This is a genomic window from Type-F symbiont of Plautia stali, from assembly GCF_059731105.1.
The window spans coordinates 2,112,583-2,128,293 of the sequence record NZ_AP035909.1; the positions used below are offsets into that span (position 1 = coordinate 2,112,583).

General features: G+C 56.1%; 15 protein-coding genes. 5 read left to right on the forward strand and 10 right to left on the reverse strand.

The features are described from left to right. The first annotated feature begins 181 nt into the window (after positions 1 to 181). The 3 genes from AC6I7A_RS09975 (at position 182) to pdeR (ending at position 4,679) form a co-directional block, all read left to right on the forward strand. Positions 182 to 2,251 carry a carbon starvation CstA family protein gene (locus tag AC6I7A_RS09975; RefSeq protein WP_058957883.1) on the forward strand — a complete coding sequence of 690 codons (2,070 nt, stop codon included), beginning with the start codon at positions 182 to 184 and terminating at the stop codon, positions 2,249 to 2,251. Next, the gene (locus tag AC6I7A_RS09980) at positions 2,244 to 2,534 is read left to right on the forward strand and encodes a YbdD/YjiX family protein (RefSeq protein WP_058957884.1); all 291 of its coding nucleotides are present in this window, start codon (positions 2,244 to 2,246) and stop codon (positions 2,532 to 2,534) included. Before AC6I7A_RS09975 ends, AC6I7A_RS09980 begins: the two co-directional genes overlap by 8 nt. A 159-nt stretch (positions 2,535 to 2,693) precedes the next feature. Then, positions 2,694 to 4,679, forward strand: coding sequence for a cyclic di-GMP phosphodiesterase (gene pdeR, locus AC6I7A_RS09985; RefSeq protein WP_009089987.1), 1,986 nt, complete (start codon positions 2,694 to 2,696; stop codon positions 4,677 to 4,679). Between the two features lie 12 nt (positions 4,680 to 4,691). Here pdeR and AC6I7A_RS09990 read toward each other — a convergent pair whose 3' ends face one another. Next, on the reverse strand, positions 4,692 to 5,558 hold the full coding sequence (locus tag AC6I7A_RS09990) for a crotonase/enoyl-CoA hydratase family protein (protein WP_009089985.1): 867 nt from the start codon (positions 5,556 to 5,558) through the stop codon (positions 4,692 to 4,694). A gap of 357 nt (positions 5,559 to 5,915) precedes the next feature. Beyond that, entirely contained in the window at positions 5,916 to 6,614 is a 699-nt protein-coding gene (gene araD, locus AC6I7A_RS09995; RefSeq protein WP_009089984.1) for an L-ribulose-5-phosphate 4-epimerase, read from the reverse strand. A 347-nt stretch (positions 6,615 to 6,961) separates the two neighbouring features. Between araD and osmB the strand changes: the two genes are divergently transcribed. After that, positions 6,962 to 7,177, forward strand: a complete 216-nt coding sequence (gene osmB, locus AC6I7A_RS10000; protein WP_003853848.1) for an osmotically-inducible lipoprotein OsmB — start codon at positions 6,962 to 6,964, stop codon at positions 7,175 to 7,177. A 77-nt stretch (positions 7,178 to 7,254) separates the two neighbouring features. On the opposite strand, the gene yciH is transcribed toward osmB, so the two are convergent. The 5 genes from yciH to pgpB form a co-directional block, all read right to left on the reverse strand. After that, positions 7,255 to 7,578 carry a stress response translation initiation inhibitor YciH gene (gene yciH / locus AC6I7A_RS10005; protein ID WP_058957885.1) on the reverse strand — a complete coding sequence of 108 codons (324 nt, stop codon included), beginning with the start codon at positions 7,576 to 7,578 and terminating at the stop codon, positions 7,255 to 7,257. Beyond that, positions 7,578 to 8,297 carry an orotidine-5'-phosphate decarboxylase gene (gene pyrF / locus AC6I7A_RS10010; RefSeq protein WP_167336720.1) on the reverse strand — a complete coding sequence of 240 codons (720 nt, stop codon included), beginning with the start codon at positions 8,295 to 8,297 and terminating at the stop codon, positions 7,578 to 7,580. Before pyrF ends, yciH begins: the two co-directional genes overlap by 1 nt. A gap of 196 nt (positions 8,298 to 8,493) precedes the next feature. Then, positions 8,494 to 9,663, reverse strand: a complete 1,170-nt coding sequence (gene lapB / locus AC6I7A_RS10015) for a lipopolysaccharide assembly protein LapB (RefSeq protein ID WP_046101908.1) — start codon at positions 9,661 to 9,663, stop codon at positions 8,494 to 8,496. A gap of 6 nt (positions 9,664 to 9,669) precedes the next feature. After that, positions 9,670 to 9,978, reverse strand: a complete 309-nt coding sequence (locus AC6I7A_RS10020; RefSeq protein ID WP_058957886.1) for a LapA family protein — start codon at positions 9,976 to 9,978, stop codon at positions 9,670 to 9,672. A gap of 134 nt (positions 9,979 to 10,112) precedes the next feature. Then, positions 10,113 to 10,871, reverse strand: coding sequence for a phosphatidylglycerophosphatase B (gene pgpB, locus AC6I7A_RS10025; RefSeq protein ID WP_009089974.1), 759 nt, complete (start codon positions 10,869 to 10,871; stop codon positions 10,113 to 10,115). 226 nt (positions 10,872 to 11,097) lie between these two features. Here pgpB and ribA point away from each other — a divergent pair, with 226 nt between their 5' ends. Further along, entirely contained in the window at positions 11,098 to 11,691 is a 594-nt protein-coding gene (ribA, locus tag AC6I7A_RS10030) for a GTP cyclohydrolase II (RefSeq protein ID WP_033783243.1), read from the forward strand. Between the two features lie 243 nt (positions 11,692 to 11,934). On the opposite strand, the gene acnA is transcribed toward ribA, so the two are convergent. The 3 genes from acnA to AC6I7A_RS10045 form a co-directional block, all read right to left on the reverse strand. Then, entirely contained in the window at positions 11,935 to 14,616 is a 2,682-nt protein-coding gene (gene acnA, locus AC6I7A_RS10035; protein ID WP_009089971.1) for an aconitate hydratase AcnA, read from the reverse strand. A gap of 416 nt (positions 14,617 to 15,032) precedes the next feature. Then, positions 15,033 to 15,212: a YciX family protein gene (locus tag AC6I7A_RS10040; RefSeq protein ID WP_009089970.1), complete on the reverse strand. Its 180-nt coding sequence runs from the start codon at positions 15,210 to 15,212 to the stop codon at positions 15,033 to 15,035. Positions 15,213 to 15,216: 4 nt separating this feature from the next. Beyond that, positions 15,217 to 15,375, reverse strand: coding sequence for a YmiA family putative membrane protein (locus AC6I7A_RS10045; RefSeq protein ID WP_009089968.1), 159 nt, complete (start codon positions 15,373 to 15,375; stop codon positions 15,217 to 15,219). Positions 15,376 to 15,711 lie beyond the last annotated feature (336 nt).

Below are 15,711 nucleotides of genomic sequence, written 5' to 3' on the forward strand. Positions count from 1 at the left end.
CATCCGGCGGGATAACTCCGGTTATCCCGCCCGTTCCCGCCCCCGTTCAGGTTGCAAACAGGTTATATTTGTACCCCGCTTCACACTTCTCCACTGATTAACTTTCACTTACATTCCATTACATTAAGTTTAACTCGTTGTTTTCGATCGCCTTCCTCTCGATCCCTACAAGGAGTTAGTCATGAAAAACGTCAAAACCAGCGCGATCTGGTTAGTGGTGGCGTTAATCGGCGCAGGCGCTTTTGCCATGCTGGCCCTCAGCCGCGGCGAACACGTCAACGCAGTCTGGCTGGTGATAGCCGCTGTCGCCTGTTACAGCATCGCGTATCGTTTCTACAGCCTGTTTATTGCCCGTAATATCTTCGAGCTGGACGACCGCCGGATGACCCCGGCCGAGCGGCTGAGCGACGGGCTGGATTATGTCCCGACCAATAAATGGGTGCTGTTCGGCCATCACTTTGCGGCGATTGCCGGTGCCGGCCCCCTGGTCGGGCCGATTCTGGCGGCGCAGATGGGCTTTCTGCCCGGTACTATCTGGATCCTTGTGGGGGTAATGCTGGCGGGCGCGGTTCAGGATTTCCTGATCCTGTTTATCTCAACCCGCCGGGATGGTCGTTCGCTGGGTGAGATGGCCCGTCAGGAACTCGGCGCGTTTGCCGGTGTGGTGACCATGCTCGGCGCGCTGGGCGTGATGATCATTATCCTGTCGGCGCTGGCGCTGGTGGTGGTGAAGGCGCTGGCTAACAGTCCGTGGGGGCTGTTTACGATAGCCGCGACCATTCCTATCGCGCTGTTTATGGGTCTCTACATGCGCTTTATCCGTCCGGGTAAAATCGCGGAGGTATCGCTGATTGGCTTTGTGCTGATGATGGCGGCGATTATCTATGGCGGCGATGTGGCGCAACACCCCTACTGGGGCCCCTTCTTCACCCTGAAAGGCACCACGCTGACCTGGGTGCTGGTCATCTACGGCTTTATTGCCTCAGTGCTGCCGGTCTGGCTGCTGCTGGCACCGCGTGACTATCTCTCGACCTTTCTCAAAATCGGCGTGATTGTCGGCCTGGCGGTGGGCATTGTCTTTGCCATGCCGGAGATGAAAATGCCGGCGGTAACCCGCTTTATCGACGGCACCGGTCCGGTCTTCTCCGGGGCGATGTTCCCCTTCCTGTTTATTACCATCGCCTGTGGCGCGATCTCAGGCTTCCATGCGCTGGTGTCCAGCGGCACCACGCCTAAACTGGTGGAGCGCGAAAGCCATATCCGCTTTATTGGCTACGGCGCGATGCTGATGGAGTCTTTTGTGGCCATTATGGCGCTGATCTGCGCCTCGGTGCTGGACCCCGGCGTCTACTTTGCCATGAACTCGCCAGCGGCGCTGATTGGTACCACCGTGGAGAGCGCCTCACAGGTGATTAACAGCTGGGGCTTTGTGGTGACGCCTGAAATGCTGAGCGGCATCGCCCGTGACGTGGGCGAAGGCTCGATTCTGTCGCGCGCCGGCGGTGCACCGACCTTCGCCGTGGGCATGGCCCATATCATCACCGAGATCTTTAACAGCCGGGCGATGATGGCGTTCTGGTACCACTTCGCCATCCTGTTTGAAGCACTGTTTATCCTGACTGCGGTCGATGCCGGCACCCGCGCCTGCCGTTTTATGGTGCAGGATCTCGTGGGCACCGTGGTGCCTTCCATGGCGAACAACCGTTCCTGGCTGGGCAATATGGCGGGCACCACCGTCGCCGTTGCGGGCTGGGGCTTCTTTGTTTATCAGGGCGTGGTGGATCCACTGGGCGGCATTAATACGCTCTGGCCACTGTTCGGTATCGGTAATCAGATGCTGGCGTCGATGGCGTTGATCCTCGGCACCGTCGTGCTGTTCAAAATGAAAAAGCAGCGCTACGCCTGGGTCACCATCCTGCCCACCGTCTGGCTGTTTATCACCTCCATGACTGCAGGCTGGCAGAAAATCTTTCATGAGAAACCTGCTATCGGCTTCCTGGCGCAGGCCAGCAAGTTCCGCAAAGGCGTGGAGGATGGCGTGATCATCGCCCCGGCAAAAAGCGTGGCGGACATGCAGACCATCGTGTTCAGCAATCAGATCAACGCGGCGCTGTGTGCCTTTTTTATGCTGGTGGCCGTGACGATGCTGATCGCCGCGTTCTTTGTTATCCGCAAGGCGCTGCGCAGTGACAAGCCAACCACCCATGAGTCATCGGTGGCGCTGCGTAACAAGGAGGTGCGCCATGTCTGATGCGATTCATCAGTTCCAGCGGCCGCAGGGGAAATGGCAGATTATCGGCTGTCATCCCCTTACGGCCTCTGCTCCTGTCGCGTTCAGCTGGCGCGGCTTCTGGCGCGGCCTGCAGCAGTGCTTTCGCTTAATGGTCGGGGTACAGGATTATGAAACATATCTGCAGCATATGCGGCAGCATCATCCTGGCCAGCCGACGATGAACGAGCGCGATTTCCACCGTTACTGTCTGGATGCGCGCTTCCCGAGTCAGGCGGGAAAACTGGGGAAATGTCCCTGCTGATCATGGCTTAATGCCCCGCACCGCCGGGGCTTTTTTGTGCCATTCTTATCTGGATGGAAAAATATATTTGGTTTGCATCTTGTGCTGGCGTCAGATGATGAATACTGTTGCTAAAATAATGAGATAACGCCTGCAGAGCACTTCCCGGAGGAAGTTTCCATGACCGATGAACAAGGGCAAACCTTGTTGTACACCCTGTTTGGTACAACCAGCCCTCATTGGCGTCTGACCGCGGACAGCGATGCGCTACATTTTGCTGAAGATGAGTCGTCACAGACCAATATCGCCCTGCCGCTGACCCCCGGCCAGGCCGCGATGATTCGCGCGATGCCCGTCATCACGTCAAGCATTAACCTGACCATGACATTGCAGGGCATTGATGTGCCTATGCATTTTGTCGGGCGTAAAGTGAACCAGGCATCCTGGGCAGGCACCGCCTCCGCCTGGGGCGACACCTCGGCGGTTGCACGCGATCTAACGCTGGGACTCTCTTTCGCCGAACAGGTGGTTTCTGAAGCCAACTCGGTGATTGTCATCCTCGACCAGCGCGGCAATATTCAGCGTTTTAACCGTCTCAGTGAAGAATATACCGGCCTGAATGAGCATGAGGTGATTGGCCGCAACGTCTTCCAGCTCTTTATGACCAAACAGGAAGCGTCCCAGTCGCGCCGCAACATTGCGGGCTTCTTTCGCGACGGCAACTCCTATGAGGTCGAACGCTGGGTCAAAACCCGCAAAGGCCAGCGACTCTTTCTGTTTCGTAATAAGTTTGTTCACAGCGGCAGTGGCAAAAATGAAATTTTCCTCATCTGTTCCGGGACCGACATCACCGAGGAGCGTCGGGCTCAGGAACGGCTCCGGGTACTGGCTAACACCGATACGGTGACCGGTTTACCCAATCGTAACGCCATCCATCAACAGATTAGCCTGGCGCTGGAGCGTTCCGGGGGAGATGAGACCGGTGTGGTTTACCTGGATCTCGATAATTTCAAGAAAGTGAATGACGCCTACGGCCATATGTTTGGCGACCAGCTCCTGCAGGCGGTGTCGCTGGCGATCCTGAGCTGTCTGGGCAAAGATCAGACGCTGGGCCGGCTGGGCGGTGACGAGTTTGTGGTGCTGGCCGAGCACACCAGCCAGGCCGCGCTGGAGGCGATGGCCTCACGCATTCTGGAGCGGCTGCGTCAGCCGTTCCGTATCGGCCTGATCGAAGTCTACAGCGGCTGCTCAATCGGCATCGCGTTCGCGCCGCTGCATGGCGAAGATCGTGAAAGCCTGATTCGTAATGCGGATACCGCGATGTATCACGCCAAAGAGAACGGTCGCGGCAAATTCTGCGTTTTTGCCGCCGAGATGAACCAGCGGGTTTTTGAATACCTCTGGCTGGACACCAATCTGCGCAAGGCGCTGGAACTCGACCACTTGCTGGTCTACTACCAGCCCAAAATCGACAGCGATGGCGAAGTCCGCAGTGCGGAAGCCCTGGTTCGCTGGAACTCACCGGAACGGGGCCTGGTCTCGCCGGCCGATTTCATTCCCTATGCTGAAGAGTCGGGACTGATTGTGCCGCTGGGCCGCTGGGTGATGCTTAACGTGCTGAAGCAGATCATTGCCTGGCGCCAGGAGGGCATTTTTCTGCGCGTCGCCGTGAACGTCTCAGCCCGCCAGCTGATCGATCAAAGCATCTACACCGACCTGAAACAGGCGCTGCATGAGGCGGGGCTTACCGACTGCCCCATCGACATTGAGCTGACTGAAAGCTGCCTGATTGAGAATGAGACCGAAGCACTGAAGCTGATGAAGCAGTTTCAGGATCTGGGCGCGAAGATTCATCTTGATGACTTCGGCACCGGTTACTCCTCGCTGTCGCAGCTGGCCCGTGTGCCGATTAATGCCATCAAGCTCGATCAGAGCTTTATCCGCAATATTAGTACGCAGCCGGTTTCCCAGTCGCTGGTGCGCGCCATCGTCGCCGTTGCCAAAGCGCTCGATTTGCAGGTCATCGCGGAAGGCATTGAAACCCCGGATGAAGAGTCGTTTGTTCTCAAAAGTGGTGTGGATGGGCGTCAGGGTTACTACTACGCAAAACCAATGCCCGCGGAGCAATTTGGGCATTGGCTGGCTAAGCATCCTGCCCGCGTTTAACGCTGAGTCCGGTTATCCCGCTTTACGCAGTGATGCGCTGTGGCGGTTTTGTAACTGAACCAGGCGTTCCATGTAAGCAATGTCTTTAGGTTCGAGCGTAAAGGCGTAATCGACCCAATCCTCGGTGATATCCATCAGCTCGGCGCGTGACAACTGCAGCACGCGCTGACGCGCTTTCAGCATCGCCCGCACGCCATTCAGCTTCGGCCGTAAGGTATCGATAAAGGTGCGGGTGGCACGGTAGCTGTCGCCCGGCTGGAAGACTTTGTCCACCAGACCGCGCGTTTCATACCACTCTGCGCTGTGGGACTCCCCTTCACAGATTAACTCCTCGGCCAGCTTCATGCCGGAACGACGGGCCACCAGCGAGTAACCGCCCATGCCAGGGAACAGGTTAAAGGCGATTTCCGGGAACCCCATCCGCGCATTGTTTTGCGCCAGAATGAAGTGATGCGCCAGCGCCGCTTCGAATCCACCGCCCAGGGCACTTCCCTCGATCATCGCCAGCGTTACCGCTCCCGTATCAAATCCGCGCGCCGCCGAGTGAATGCAGTCCACGCAGGCACGGGCATAGGCCCGCAGCGCCTCACGGCGGTTATTGCGGATGCACTCGACGAAAAAGCGCAGATCGCCACCGGCGTTGAACATCTGCGGCACCAGTGACCCGGTGACCCAGAAATCGATGGGCAGACCAGAACGCTGTGCGGCGTAGCTCAGATTCATGATCTCCTCAATCAGTTCATGGTTGAAACTCGGGCGCGGCTGCGCACGCAGCATCATCCACATCGTCCGACGCCCTTCTTCGTAATAGGCGACTAACTGCGTGGTGTTGCCGGCTTCGGTAAATAATCTGCAAGTGGGTTGGTTAATTACTGTCATTGTCTCATCCTCTGTTTATATTTGATGCGTTTAATACGCGACATCAGCGTAATGCAGAGTGAGGCCAGACCAAATGAGAGATTGATTTACAACACAAAATCCAGAGTGATCCCTGACAGGCTCGTCAGAAATAGATTAGGCACGTTACACATTGTCAGCATGCGGTCAGGCAGCACCAGTCCGATGCTTAACGCGCACTGAATAGATAAAGCGGACCGGCGTGCAGTCATCCGGCAGTCGTCTTAAAACGGGGTGGCCGCAGGTTTCGGCTGTTGAAAAGTCAGAAAAAAACAGAACAGAGAACGTGCCACCCGGCGTAAAGCGGGTAAAAAAAAGGACGCCGAAGCGTCCTGATGATTATTTCTGCCCGTACCAGGCATTTTCGCCGTGCTTTCGCAGGTAGTGAAGGTCAAGCAGCGGTTGCTGGATGGGCGGCAGGTTTGCCGTCAGCTGCTGGCTGAATAAGCCCATGTAGGCCACCTCCTCCAGCACGACGGCGCTGTGGACAGCCGCGTGGGCATCCTTCCCCCAGGCAAACGGGCCATGTGAGTTGACCAGCACCGCCGGAATCGCGGAGGGAGACAGGCCACGCTGCGCAAAGGTTTCGATAATCACCTCTCCAGTGTTCCACTCATAATCGTGCTGAATCTCTTCGCTGCGCATGGAGCGGGTACAGGGGATCTCTCCGTAGAAATCATCGGCATGGGTGGTTCCCCAGGCGGGAATCGGTCGTCCTGCCTGCGCCCAGATCGTCGCATGCCGTGAATGGGTATGGACGATGCCCCCCACCTCCGGCCAGGCGAGATAGAGCGCACGGTGCGTCGCGGTGTCCGATGAGGGACGCTTGTCTCCCTCCACCACCTCACCCGTCGTGAGATCGACCACGACCATGTCGTCGCGCTTCATGACCTCGTAGCGTACGCCAGAGGGTTTAATCACCAGCAGGCCCTGTTCGCGATCGATTGCGCTGACATTGCCCCAGGTGAAGGTCACCAGGTTGTATTTGGGTAGATCCAGATTCGCTTCCAGAACCTGTTGTTTAAGGTGTTCCAGCATGACTCTTCTCCTGCTGACAATCGTCCCTGAATTTTGCGGAGTTGGCCGACAAAGGGTTATGGAGCGATTAGCTATAAACGCAGAAGGAATGGCTGTGAATGCAAAAATGTGCCGTGATTTAAGAATTTTCTATCTTCGGAATTTCCGCAGAACGATTAAAATTCTCTCCGGCAATGCATGGACCTGTTGGGACAGCATGGCTACTCATCCGCTACAAACGGTTTGTCCATGGTGATCACATTTCGATGCCGTCACGGACGCGGCAATGATGCGGCACAAGCGGGCTGAGTCAATATCGGAGCTATACTAAGAGTGTTGCCTCTGTGAGCACATCAAAGGAGAAGTGTATGACAACAACAATGAAACGAATCACTGCCGTTGTACTGGCGACCACCTTAGCCGTCGCACTGAGCGGCTGCTCTAACTGGTCCAAACGTGACCGTAACACCGCGATTGGCGCGGGTGCGGGCGCAATTGGGGGTTCAGTTCTGACCAATGGTAGCGCACTCGGAACAGTCGGCGGCGCCGCTGTGGGTGGTATTATCGGTCATCAGGTCCACTAAGGACCTTATTAAAACTATAATCGGCTACGCTAAGCATCTGCGTTACAATCGGGCTACATCTGTAGCCCGATTTTTTATCAGCCGCCCGCCAGTTTCACCTTCATGCCTTTGGCTTCCAGCAGACTTTTCAGCAGATCGCGTTTATCGCCCTGAATCTCGATCACGCCCTCTTTAACGGATCCGCCACAGCCGCACTTCTTTTTCAGCTCCGCCGCCAGCAGTGCCAGTGCCGCATCATCCAGGTCAATCCCGCTAATCAGGCAGACCCCTTTGCCTTTACGGCCGCTGGTCTGACGCTGGATGCGCACAATGCCATCCCCTTTGGGCCGTTCCGCTTTCGGAAGCGGCTGGGTAATTCGGCCGCTGTCGGTTGAGTAAACCAGTGGATTATCATTGGCCATTAGCGTATCTCCAGAGAGTGCAGAATTGCCTGCAGTGCGGCAGCCGGATCGGCCGCCTGGGTAATCGGACGACCAATAACCATATAGTCCACGCCTGCCTGCTTCGCCTGCTGAGGCGTCATGATGCGGCGCTGATCGCCTGCCTCACTGCCTGCCGGACGAATCCCAGGCGTGACCAGCGCGAAGTCGTTGCCCATCACCTCTTTAAAGCGAACGGCTTCCTGCGCAGAGCAGACGACGCCATCCAGCCCGCAGGCGTGAGTCAGTTTCGCCAGTCGCTCCGCCTGCTCAGCCGGCGAGAGCGTGATGCCCAGCCCGTTCAGATCATCGGCATCCATGCTGGTCAGTACGGTGACCGCAATCAGCAAGGGGGCATCGTTGCCATAAGGAACCAGCGCTTCACGCGCCGCATTCATCATCCGCGCCCCGCCGCTGGCGTGGACGTTGACCATCCAGACACCGAGATCGGCCGCGGCCGCCACAGCATGCGCGGTAGTGTTAGGAATATCGTGAAATTTCAGGTCGAGGAAGATCTCAAAGCCGCGCTGCTGCAGGGTTCTGACCAGCGACGGGCCAAACAGCGTAAACATCTCTTTGCCTACCTTCAGGCGGCAACTGCGGGGGTCGATCTGGTCGACAAAACGCAATGCGCTGTCGAGGTCATGATAATCCAGCGCTACCAGAATCGGCGAGGCGGTCACGTGGTGGGGTGAAGGCATGGCATTTCCTCTGCAGTAGGCACCCGCAGGCGCAATAGACAAACGGCAAGCATTCTACCTGCGGCTCCGGAGCATCACAATCGCCGTGCCCCTCTGCCAGGCAATAAATGCACGGCTGCTTCTCCCGGTGCCAGCTTACTCTTATAGTATGTTGTAACTATAATGCGATGATTTACACCGGACTGCGTCGGCCGGATTACTGGCCGTCGAGTCCCCGGATAGGCTTAACGGAAGACCAGGTGCGGCAGGATGGGCAGTGCCAGTAGAGCGCGTGAGCGGTAAAACCACACTTCTGGCAGCGATAGCGGGGCTTGGTGCGAATCTGTTCACCCACCATGTCACGCAACACCATCAGGCTCTCTTTGGCCCGTCCATCTTCGGCTTCAAGCAGGTTGAGATCCATCAGGCGATGGAACACCCGCATGGTGGGATGACGCTGCAACTGACGACTGATGTAGTTCTGGGCCGCCTCTGAACCCTGCTGCTGCTCAACAATATCGGAGAGATAGAGCTCCGCTGCCGCACCGGTGTTCTCATCGACGCAGCGCTGCAGAAACGCCGCCCAGGCCTCAGGCTGGTTGAGTCGCTGGTAGCAGGTTTCCAGCATCGCGAGTGTTTCACTGACCAGCTCTTTATCCTGATCCAGCACCCGCTGCAGATGCCCCACCGCACGGGCGAAATCCTCTTTTTCCATCAGAATACGGCCCATCATGATGGAGATGCGGGCGCTGTTGCGATCGGCCGCCTCCCCTTTCTTCAGCAGGCTTATGGCACGATCCAGGTCGTCGCTGCTCATCGCCTGCAACGCCAGTTCACAGTAGAAGTGAGCGATTTCGCCTTTCTGTTTCTCTTTACCGAGCTTAACCAGCCGCTCTGCCACTTCAATCGCCTGCTGCCAGTCGCTGGTGGCCTGATGGATTAACAGCAGCTGCTGCAACGCCCCCACCCGAAAGTCGGTTTCATCGGTGAGCTGTTTAAACATATCTTCGGCGCGGTCATACAGGCCCGCCGCCATGTAGTCCCGGCCCAGTTGCTGCACGGCAAGCAGGCGCTGCTCGTAGCTCAGAGAGGCACTTTCCATTAAAGCCTGATGGATTCGGATGGCGCGGTCTACTTCGCCACGCGACCGGAACAGATTACCCAGTGTGAGGTGTGCTTCTACGGTGCCGCTGTCCTCTTTCAGCATATCCAGAAAGAGGTCGACCGCTTTGTCCTGCTGGTTAGAAAGCAGGAAGTTTACGCCAGCAACATATTCACGCGAGAGTCTGTTGGCTTCCTGTTGCTTATCCTGATGCGCGCTACGGCGGCCCATATACCAGCCATACGCAGCCGCAACCGGCAGTAACAGAAACAGCAATTCATGCATCGGGGATTATTCCCGGCCGGCCGGAGAGGATGGCGTGGTCGCCAGCGTGGTGCTCTGTTCAATCTGCGTCTGCATACGCCTGATTTTACGGTTGGCATTCGCCAGTGCGACGCGGGTGCGTAACCAGAACAGGCCGCAGATGACCCAGCCGAGGACAAACCCTGCGCCAAACAGTGATGCCAGTAAGGTCGAGATGCTGAACTCACCCTGCGCCAGCAGATAGTTAAAAGTAATGACCTGGTCGTTATGCGCGCCTAAGGTGACGGAAACAATGAAAATGACCAGTACCACTAAAAAAATCAGCAAATATTTCACAGTGCGTCCTGTTGTGAGGTTGTCAGGTAGAATTATGCCAAAATTACAGCAAAAATGCTGCTCCCAGCAGCATTGGCCGAGTCGCTTTTGCGCAAGACCGATCAATAATATGGGGTCTTCGCGGGGAATTACAATCAGGGCTCCCGCTGTGCCACCTCTTTTTGCTCTTCAGGTGGCAGCGTGAGCGGGCCGCAGACGCGCTGGGCCAGCCAGGTCGCCAGGGTCACCAGTATCCAGGAGATCACGGTGGCCATCGCCAGATCGCGAGGCCAGTGCATGCCCAGCAGCATCCGGCTCGCCATGACGCCCGTGGCCCAGAGAAAGATCACCACTACTGTTTTATAGTGACGGCGCGGCCAGAGCAGCCCTAAGGCCAGCAGCGCCCAGCTGGCCGCAAACATCGTATGGCCTGACGGAAAGGCAAAACCGGTTTCAAAGGCCCAGTGCCGTTTCAGCCAGCCGGGAATCTGTGTCTCATCGGCGATCAGCGACGTTACCATCTCACCACGCTGTTTGCGCTTCAGTTCATAAAAGGTTTTTTCATCCAGTCCGTGATGCTGTTCCAGCCAGATGACATAGGGACGCGGCTCCTGGATCTGCTCTTTGATGAAAGATTTGGTGTACTGCCCCGCCAGAATAGTGGCATTCATGATCAGCAGCAGCAGGATCGCCGGCTTCAGGCGAAAGCGCAGGCACCAGAGCATCCAGGCGCTCAGCAGCACGCTGGTGACAATGCCCCACGGGCTGGTGACCGTTTCGGTCATGAAGAACAGCGTTTTCAGCAGGGCGTTGCTTTCGCCGGGTTGCCAGCGCCAGCCGCTAAGCCAGACGGTAACGGGCATGATCAGCAGCAGCAGCATTCCCAGGGTGGTACGGCGCGAAATCTTAAACATCTCTTCCCTTATCCCGGTGTCAGGTCACAAAGCATGCATAACTTTAGCTTAAAAAAGAATAACATACCTGTTGCAGATTGGATAATTGTGCTTTATCAATGCAATTGGTATGAGAGATTACCAGCCCGACTCAGGGTTGTGGCACAATATTGCACGTTTGTCAGGCCACACTGGCCTGTGCACTATCATGATGATAGTGCATCCTCTGAAGGTTCTGGAGAGTCACATGCAGCTTAAACGGGTGGCAGAAGCCAAACTGCCCACGCCATGGGGAGATTTCCTGATGGTTGGTTTTGAAGAACTGGCAACCGGACATGACCATGTTGCCCTGGTCTTTGGCGATATTAACGATAATGAGCCGGTACTGGCGCGCGTTCACTCCGAATGCCTGACCGGCGACGCACTCTTCAGCCTGCGTTGCGACTGTGGTTTTCAGCTGGAAGCCGCCCTTAACGCCATCGCAGAAGAGGGTCGCGGCGTCCTGCTCTATCATCGTCAGGAAGGCCGTAATATCGGTCTGCTGAATAAGATCCGCGCCTATGCGCTGCAGGATAAAGGTTACGATACTGTCGAGGCGAACCATCAGCTTGGCTTTGCCGCTGATGAGCGCGACTTTACCCTGTGTGCCGACATGTTCAAACTGCTGGGCGTGAATGAAGTGCGCCTGCTGACCAACAACCCACGCAAAGTGGAGATCCTCAGCGAAGCCGGGATCAATATCGTGGAGCGTGTGCCGCTGGTTGTTGGCCGTAACCCGAAGAATGCGCACTATCTCGACACTAAAGCCGAGAAGATGGGACATCTGCTGCCGAAGTCGTAAGGACTGAATGCGCTGACGAAGCCACATCCGGGCGAGCCTGACCGCCATGGCTAACGTAAAGCGCAGGGAAGACGGTCAGAAGAGGAAAGCGTCCCGCGCCAGGGACGGCGTGGGCCGAGCGGCCATGGATGGCTTAAGCGACTTTCCGATCTGACCGTCTTACCTGTGCAGCTCCGGTCTTACAGCAGACTGGAAATTGCTCTTCAGCAAATTAAAGCCGGGTTTCCCCGGCTTTTTTGTCACTCAGTTCAGCATGTTGCGAATCACATAGTGCAGGATACCGTCGTTGCGGTAGTAGGTCAGCTCATTACCGGTGTCGATGCGACAGCGGGTATCCAGCTCTTCCTTGCTGCCATCGGCGCGGGTCAGTGTCACTTTAACGCTGCAGCCTGGCGTCAGGGCCTGCAGATTTTCCACGTCGATGCGCTCTTCGCCCGTCAGTCCCAGGCTTTTGCGGGTCACGCCCTGCGGGAACTCCAGTGGCAGGATGCCCATACCAATCAGGTTTGAACGGTGAATACGTTCAAACGATTCAGCAATGACGACCCTGACCCCCTGCAGACGCGGCCCTTTTGCCGCCCAGTCGCGGCTTGAACCGGAGCCATACTCTTTGCCGGCGATCACGGCCAGCGGGACACCGTCCGCCTGATACTTCATCGCCGCATCATAGATGGCCAGCTGTTCGCCACTCGGATAGTGTCGGGTATAACCGCCCTCCACACCCGGCACCATCTCGTTGCGGATACGGATATTGGCAAAGGTACCGCGCATCATTACCTCATGATTACCGCGCCGCGAACCATAGGAGTTAAAGTCGGTGCGCTCCACGCCGTGAGAGAGCAGATAGCGTCCGGCCGGACTCTCCGCTTTGATGCTGCCCGCTGGCGAGATATGGTCAGTGGTAACGGAATCACCCAGCACGGCAAGGATCCGCGCGCCGCGGATATCCTGCACCGGCTTCGGCTCTTTCTCCATATCATCAAAGAAAGGCGAAAGCCGGATATAGGTTGACCCTTCGTCCCAGTCGTAAGTCGCTGCCTCACTGACTTTGATCTGTTGCCACTCCGGCGTGCCGTCGAAGACTTCAGCGTACTCTTTATGGAACATATCGCTGGTGACCTGCTGCACCGCCGTGGCAATTTCTTCCGGGGTCGGCCAGATATCTTTCAGGTAGACCGGCTGGCCCTGCTGATCCTTGCCCAGCGGTTCCGTCTGCAGGTTGATCTTCATGTTACCCGCCAGTGCATACGCCACCACCAGCGGCGGTGAAGCCAGCCAGTTGGTTTTGATCAGCGGATGAATACGGCCTTCAAAGTTGCGGTTACCGGAGAGGACAGCCCCGACAGTAAGATCGCCCGCTTTGATAGCGGACTCGATTTCATCTTTTAGCGGCCCGGAGTTACCAATACAGGTGGTGCAGCCATAGCCGACCAGGTTGAAGCCCAGCTTATCCAGCCACGGGGTCAGCTGTGCCACGGCCAGATAGTCTGACACCACTTTAGAACCGGGAGCCAGGGAAGCTTTGACCCACGGCTGACGTTTCAGGCCGCGCTCAACCGCTTTCTTCGCCAGTAAACCGGCCGCCATCAGCACGCTGGGGTTAGAGGTGTTGGTACAGGAGGTGATAGCACTGATTACCACGGCACCGTCTGAGAGGGTATGTGTCAGGCCGGTGTCACTGTCGGTATAGGTGACATTTTTATGGGGTTTCTGCGCCTGGTTGACTTCCAGCTCGTTGCTGGCATCAAACGCGGCAGGCACATCCCCCAGCGACACCCGATCCTGCGGACGTTTGGGTCCGGCGAGGCTGGACTCTACGTCGTTCATATCCAGCGCCAGAGAACTGGTAAAGCGCGGCTCATCCCCGGCATGACGCCACAGGCCCTGCGCTTTGGCATAGGCCTCCACCAGCGCGACCTGCTCAGCATCACGCCCCGTCAGCGTCATATAGCTCAGGGTGACATCATCCACCGGGAAGAATCCGCAGGTTGCACCATATTCGGGTGCCATATTGGCAATGGTGGCGCGGTCAGCCAGGGGCAGATCGGCCAGGCCATCGCCATAGAACTCAACAAATTTGCCGACCACACCGTGCTTACGCAGCATCTGGGTCACGGTCAGAACCAGGTCGGTTGCCGTGATGCCGGCACGCAGTTTGCCGGTCAGCTTAAAGCCAACCACATCCGGGATCAGCATAGAAACCGGCTGACCGAGCATGGCCGCTTCAGCTTCAATCCCCCCAACTCCCCATCCCAGCACGCCCAGCGCGTTGATCATGGTGGTGTGGGAATCCGTACCGACAAGCGTATCGGGCCAGGCATACTCTTCACCGTTCAGGGTTTCATGCCAGATTGCCTTGCCGAGATACTCCAGGTTCACCTGGTGACAGATACCGGTGCCCGGCGGCACGACGCGGAATTTATCGAACGCTTTTTGCCCCCAGCGGAGAAAGACGTAGCGTTCATGGTTGCGCTCCATCTCCAGCCGGACGTTCTCTTCAAACGCATCATCATCGCCAAAATGGTCAACGGTCACGGAGTGGTCAATCACCAGATCGACCGGCGACAAGGGGTTCACCTTCGCGACGTCGCCGCCCAGCCGGTTCACCGCTTCGCGCATGGCGGCCAGGTCAACGACGGCCGGCACGCCGGTAAAATCCTGCATCAGAACACGGGCTGGCCGGTAGGCAATTTCGCGATCGGCATGCGCCTCTTTTTGCCAGTCAACCAGCGCCTGGATATCCTCCGCGGTGACGGAGTCGCCATCCTGCCAGCGCAGCAGGTTTTCCAGCAGAACTTTGAGCGATTTCGGCAGGTTATCGATATTGCCGAGGTGTTGAGCAGCGCGGGGAAGACTGAAGATATGATATTTTTTGCTGTCGACCTGCAGTATTTCCTGACTCTGCTCGCGTAGGGTAGACGACATAGCTCCTCCTTTCATTCATGGTCTTTAAACCTTAGAGAGACAAAGGTTTATGTTAAAGATAGTCCACAAATTCGTTAACGTTTTGATTACAACACAAATTGCTACAATCGCCCATAAACGAAAATGCCCCGTGAAAATCACGAGGCATCATAAAAAGGGGAGGTAATTCAGATTAAAGCGTTATCCACACCGCCGCAGACCAGAACGCAAAGGAGAACGCATACGCGCTAAGCCAGGACATTTTAATCATATTCATTTGGTTCACTCCTTCGCCGGAATCGGGCGTAAAAGTTTTTTGCGGTCACCTTACTCTGGCGACACCCTTGGGTCGTACTGGATGTGGAAAGGGGCATTTATAAAAGCCCGCCGGAATGTCCGGTAATAAAAGAGCGGTGACTAAAGAGAGTCAGACAACGTTATTTAGTTTCAGGCTGCAGAAACGACTCAATAAAAAGTCGCTGGTTATCACTCAAATCCCATGACTCGGGGATAGACACTTTTTCGTCCTTTGCAAGCGGCTCTTTCGCTTTGCAGCTGACCGGCTTGGTCTGACGCGCCGTCAGAGAACGTTTATGGCTGAGTGTGTTTGCCCACATGGCTTTAGCCCCAGATACGCCAAATCATTAACGCGACAACCACCCAGAACAGCGCAGAGGCAGCGAATACGGTTAACCAGGCTTTGCGACGGGTGTTACCAGTACGCTCAACCTTGGTGCTTTTTACCGGGAAACCCGGTTCTACAGTCAGTCGTGTATTCATAGTTTCTGATAATCACTCTCAACAAAATGATTGATAACAACGATTAAGATTTAGGAGGAATCCTAAACGCGTTAAGGCCAAAAATCCAGTTATTTTTATTGAGTAAAACGATTAACGGTATTAATCAATAGTCTTAAATAACGCCAGAAATCATTAACAGCGGAACCACTCTTTAATTAAATGAAGCACTAATCAATTTGAGTTAATTCCATTTCAGATCCATTTAAAACTAAAGAGCAAACCCCAGAGCCTGATGTTTACTGGCTTCCAACATAGGCGGTTAACTGGAGTATGGGAATAATCCTGGCATGTCGCAAAGTGACATAGTTAAAAATG

Excerpts from the sequence above, each read along its gene's own strand:
- AC6I7A_RS09975 (WP_058957883.1), top strand. The coding sequence starts at position 182 with ATGAAAAACGTCAAAACCAGCGCGATCTGGTTAGTGGTGGCGTTAATC.
- AC6I7A_RS09980 (WP_058957884.1), top strand. The coding sequence starts at position 2,244 with ATGTCTGATGCGATTCATCAGTTCCAGCGGCCGCAGGGGAAATGGCAG.
- pdeR (WP_009089987.1), top strand. The coding sequence starts at position 2,694 with ATGACCGATGAACAAGGGCAAACCTTGTTGTACACCCTGTTTGGTACA.
- AC6I7A_RS09990 (WP_009089985.1), bottom strand. The coding sequence starts at position 5,558 with ATGACAGTAATTAACCAACCCACTTGCAGATTATTTACCGAAGCCGGC.
- araD (WP_009089984.1), bottom strand. The coding sequence starts at position 6,614 with ATGCTGGAACACCTTAAACAACAGGTTCTGGAAGCGAATCTGGATCTA.
- osmB (WP_003853848.1), top strand. The coding sequence starts at position 6,962 with ATGACAACAACAATGAAACGAATCACTGCCGTTGTACTGGCGACCACC.
- yciH (WP_058957885.1), bottom strand. The coding sequence starts at position 7,578 with ATGGCCAATGATAATCCACTGGTTTACTCAACCGACAGCGGCCGAATT.
- pyrF (WP_167336720.1), bottom strand. The coding sequence starts at position 8,297 with ATGCCTTCACCCCACCACGTGACCGCCTCGCCGATTCTGGTAGCGCTG.
- lapB (WP_046101908.1), bottom strand. The coding sequence starts at position 9,663 with ATGCATGAATTGCTGTTTCTGTTACTGCCGGTTGCGGCTGCGTATGGC.
- pgpB (WP_009089974.1), bottom strand. The coding sequence starts at position 10,871 with ATGTTTAAGATTTCGCGCCGTACCACCCTGGGAATGCTGCTGCTGCTG.
- ribA (WP_033783243.1), top strand. The coding sequence starts at position 11,098 with ATGCAGCTTAAACGGGTGGCAGAAGCCAAACTGCCCACGCCATGGGGA.
- acnA (WP_009089971.1), bottom strand. The coding sequence starts at position 14,616 with ATGTCGTCTACCCTACGCGAGCAGAGTCAGGAAATACTGCAGGTCGAC.
- AC6I7A_RS10040 (WP_009089970.1), bottom strand. The coding sequence starts at position 15,212 with ATGTGGGCAAACACACTCAGCCATAAACGTTCTCTGACGGCGCGTCAG.
- AC6I7A_RS10045 (WP_009089968.1), bottom strand. The coding sequence starts at position 15,375 with ATGAATACACGACTGACTGTAGAACCGGGTTTCCCGGTAAAAAGCACC.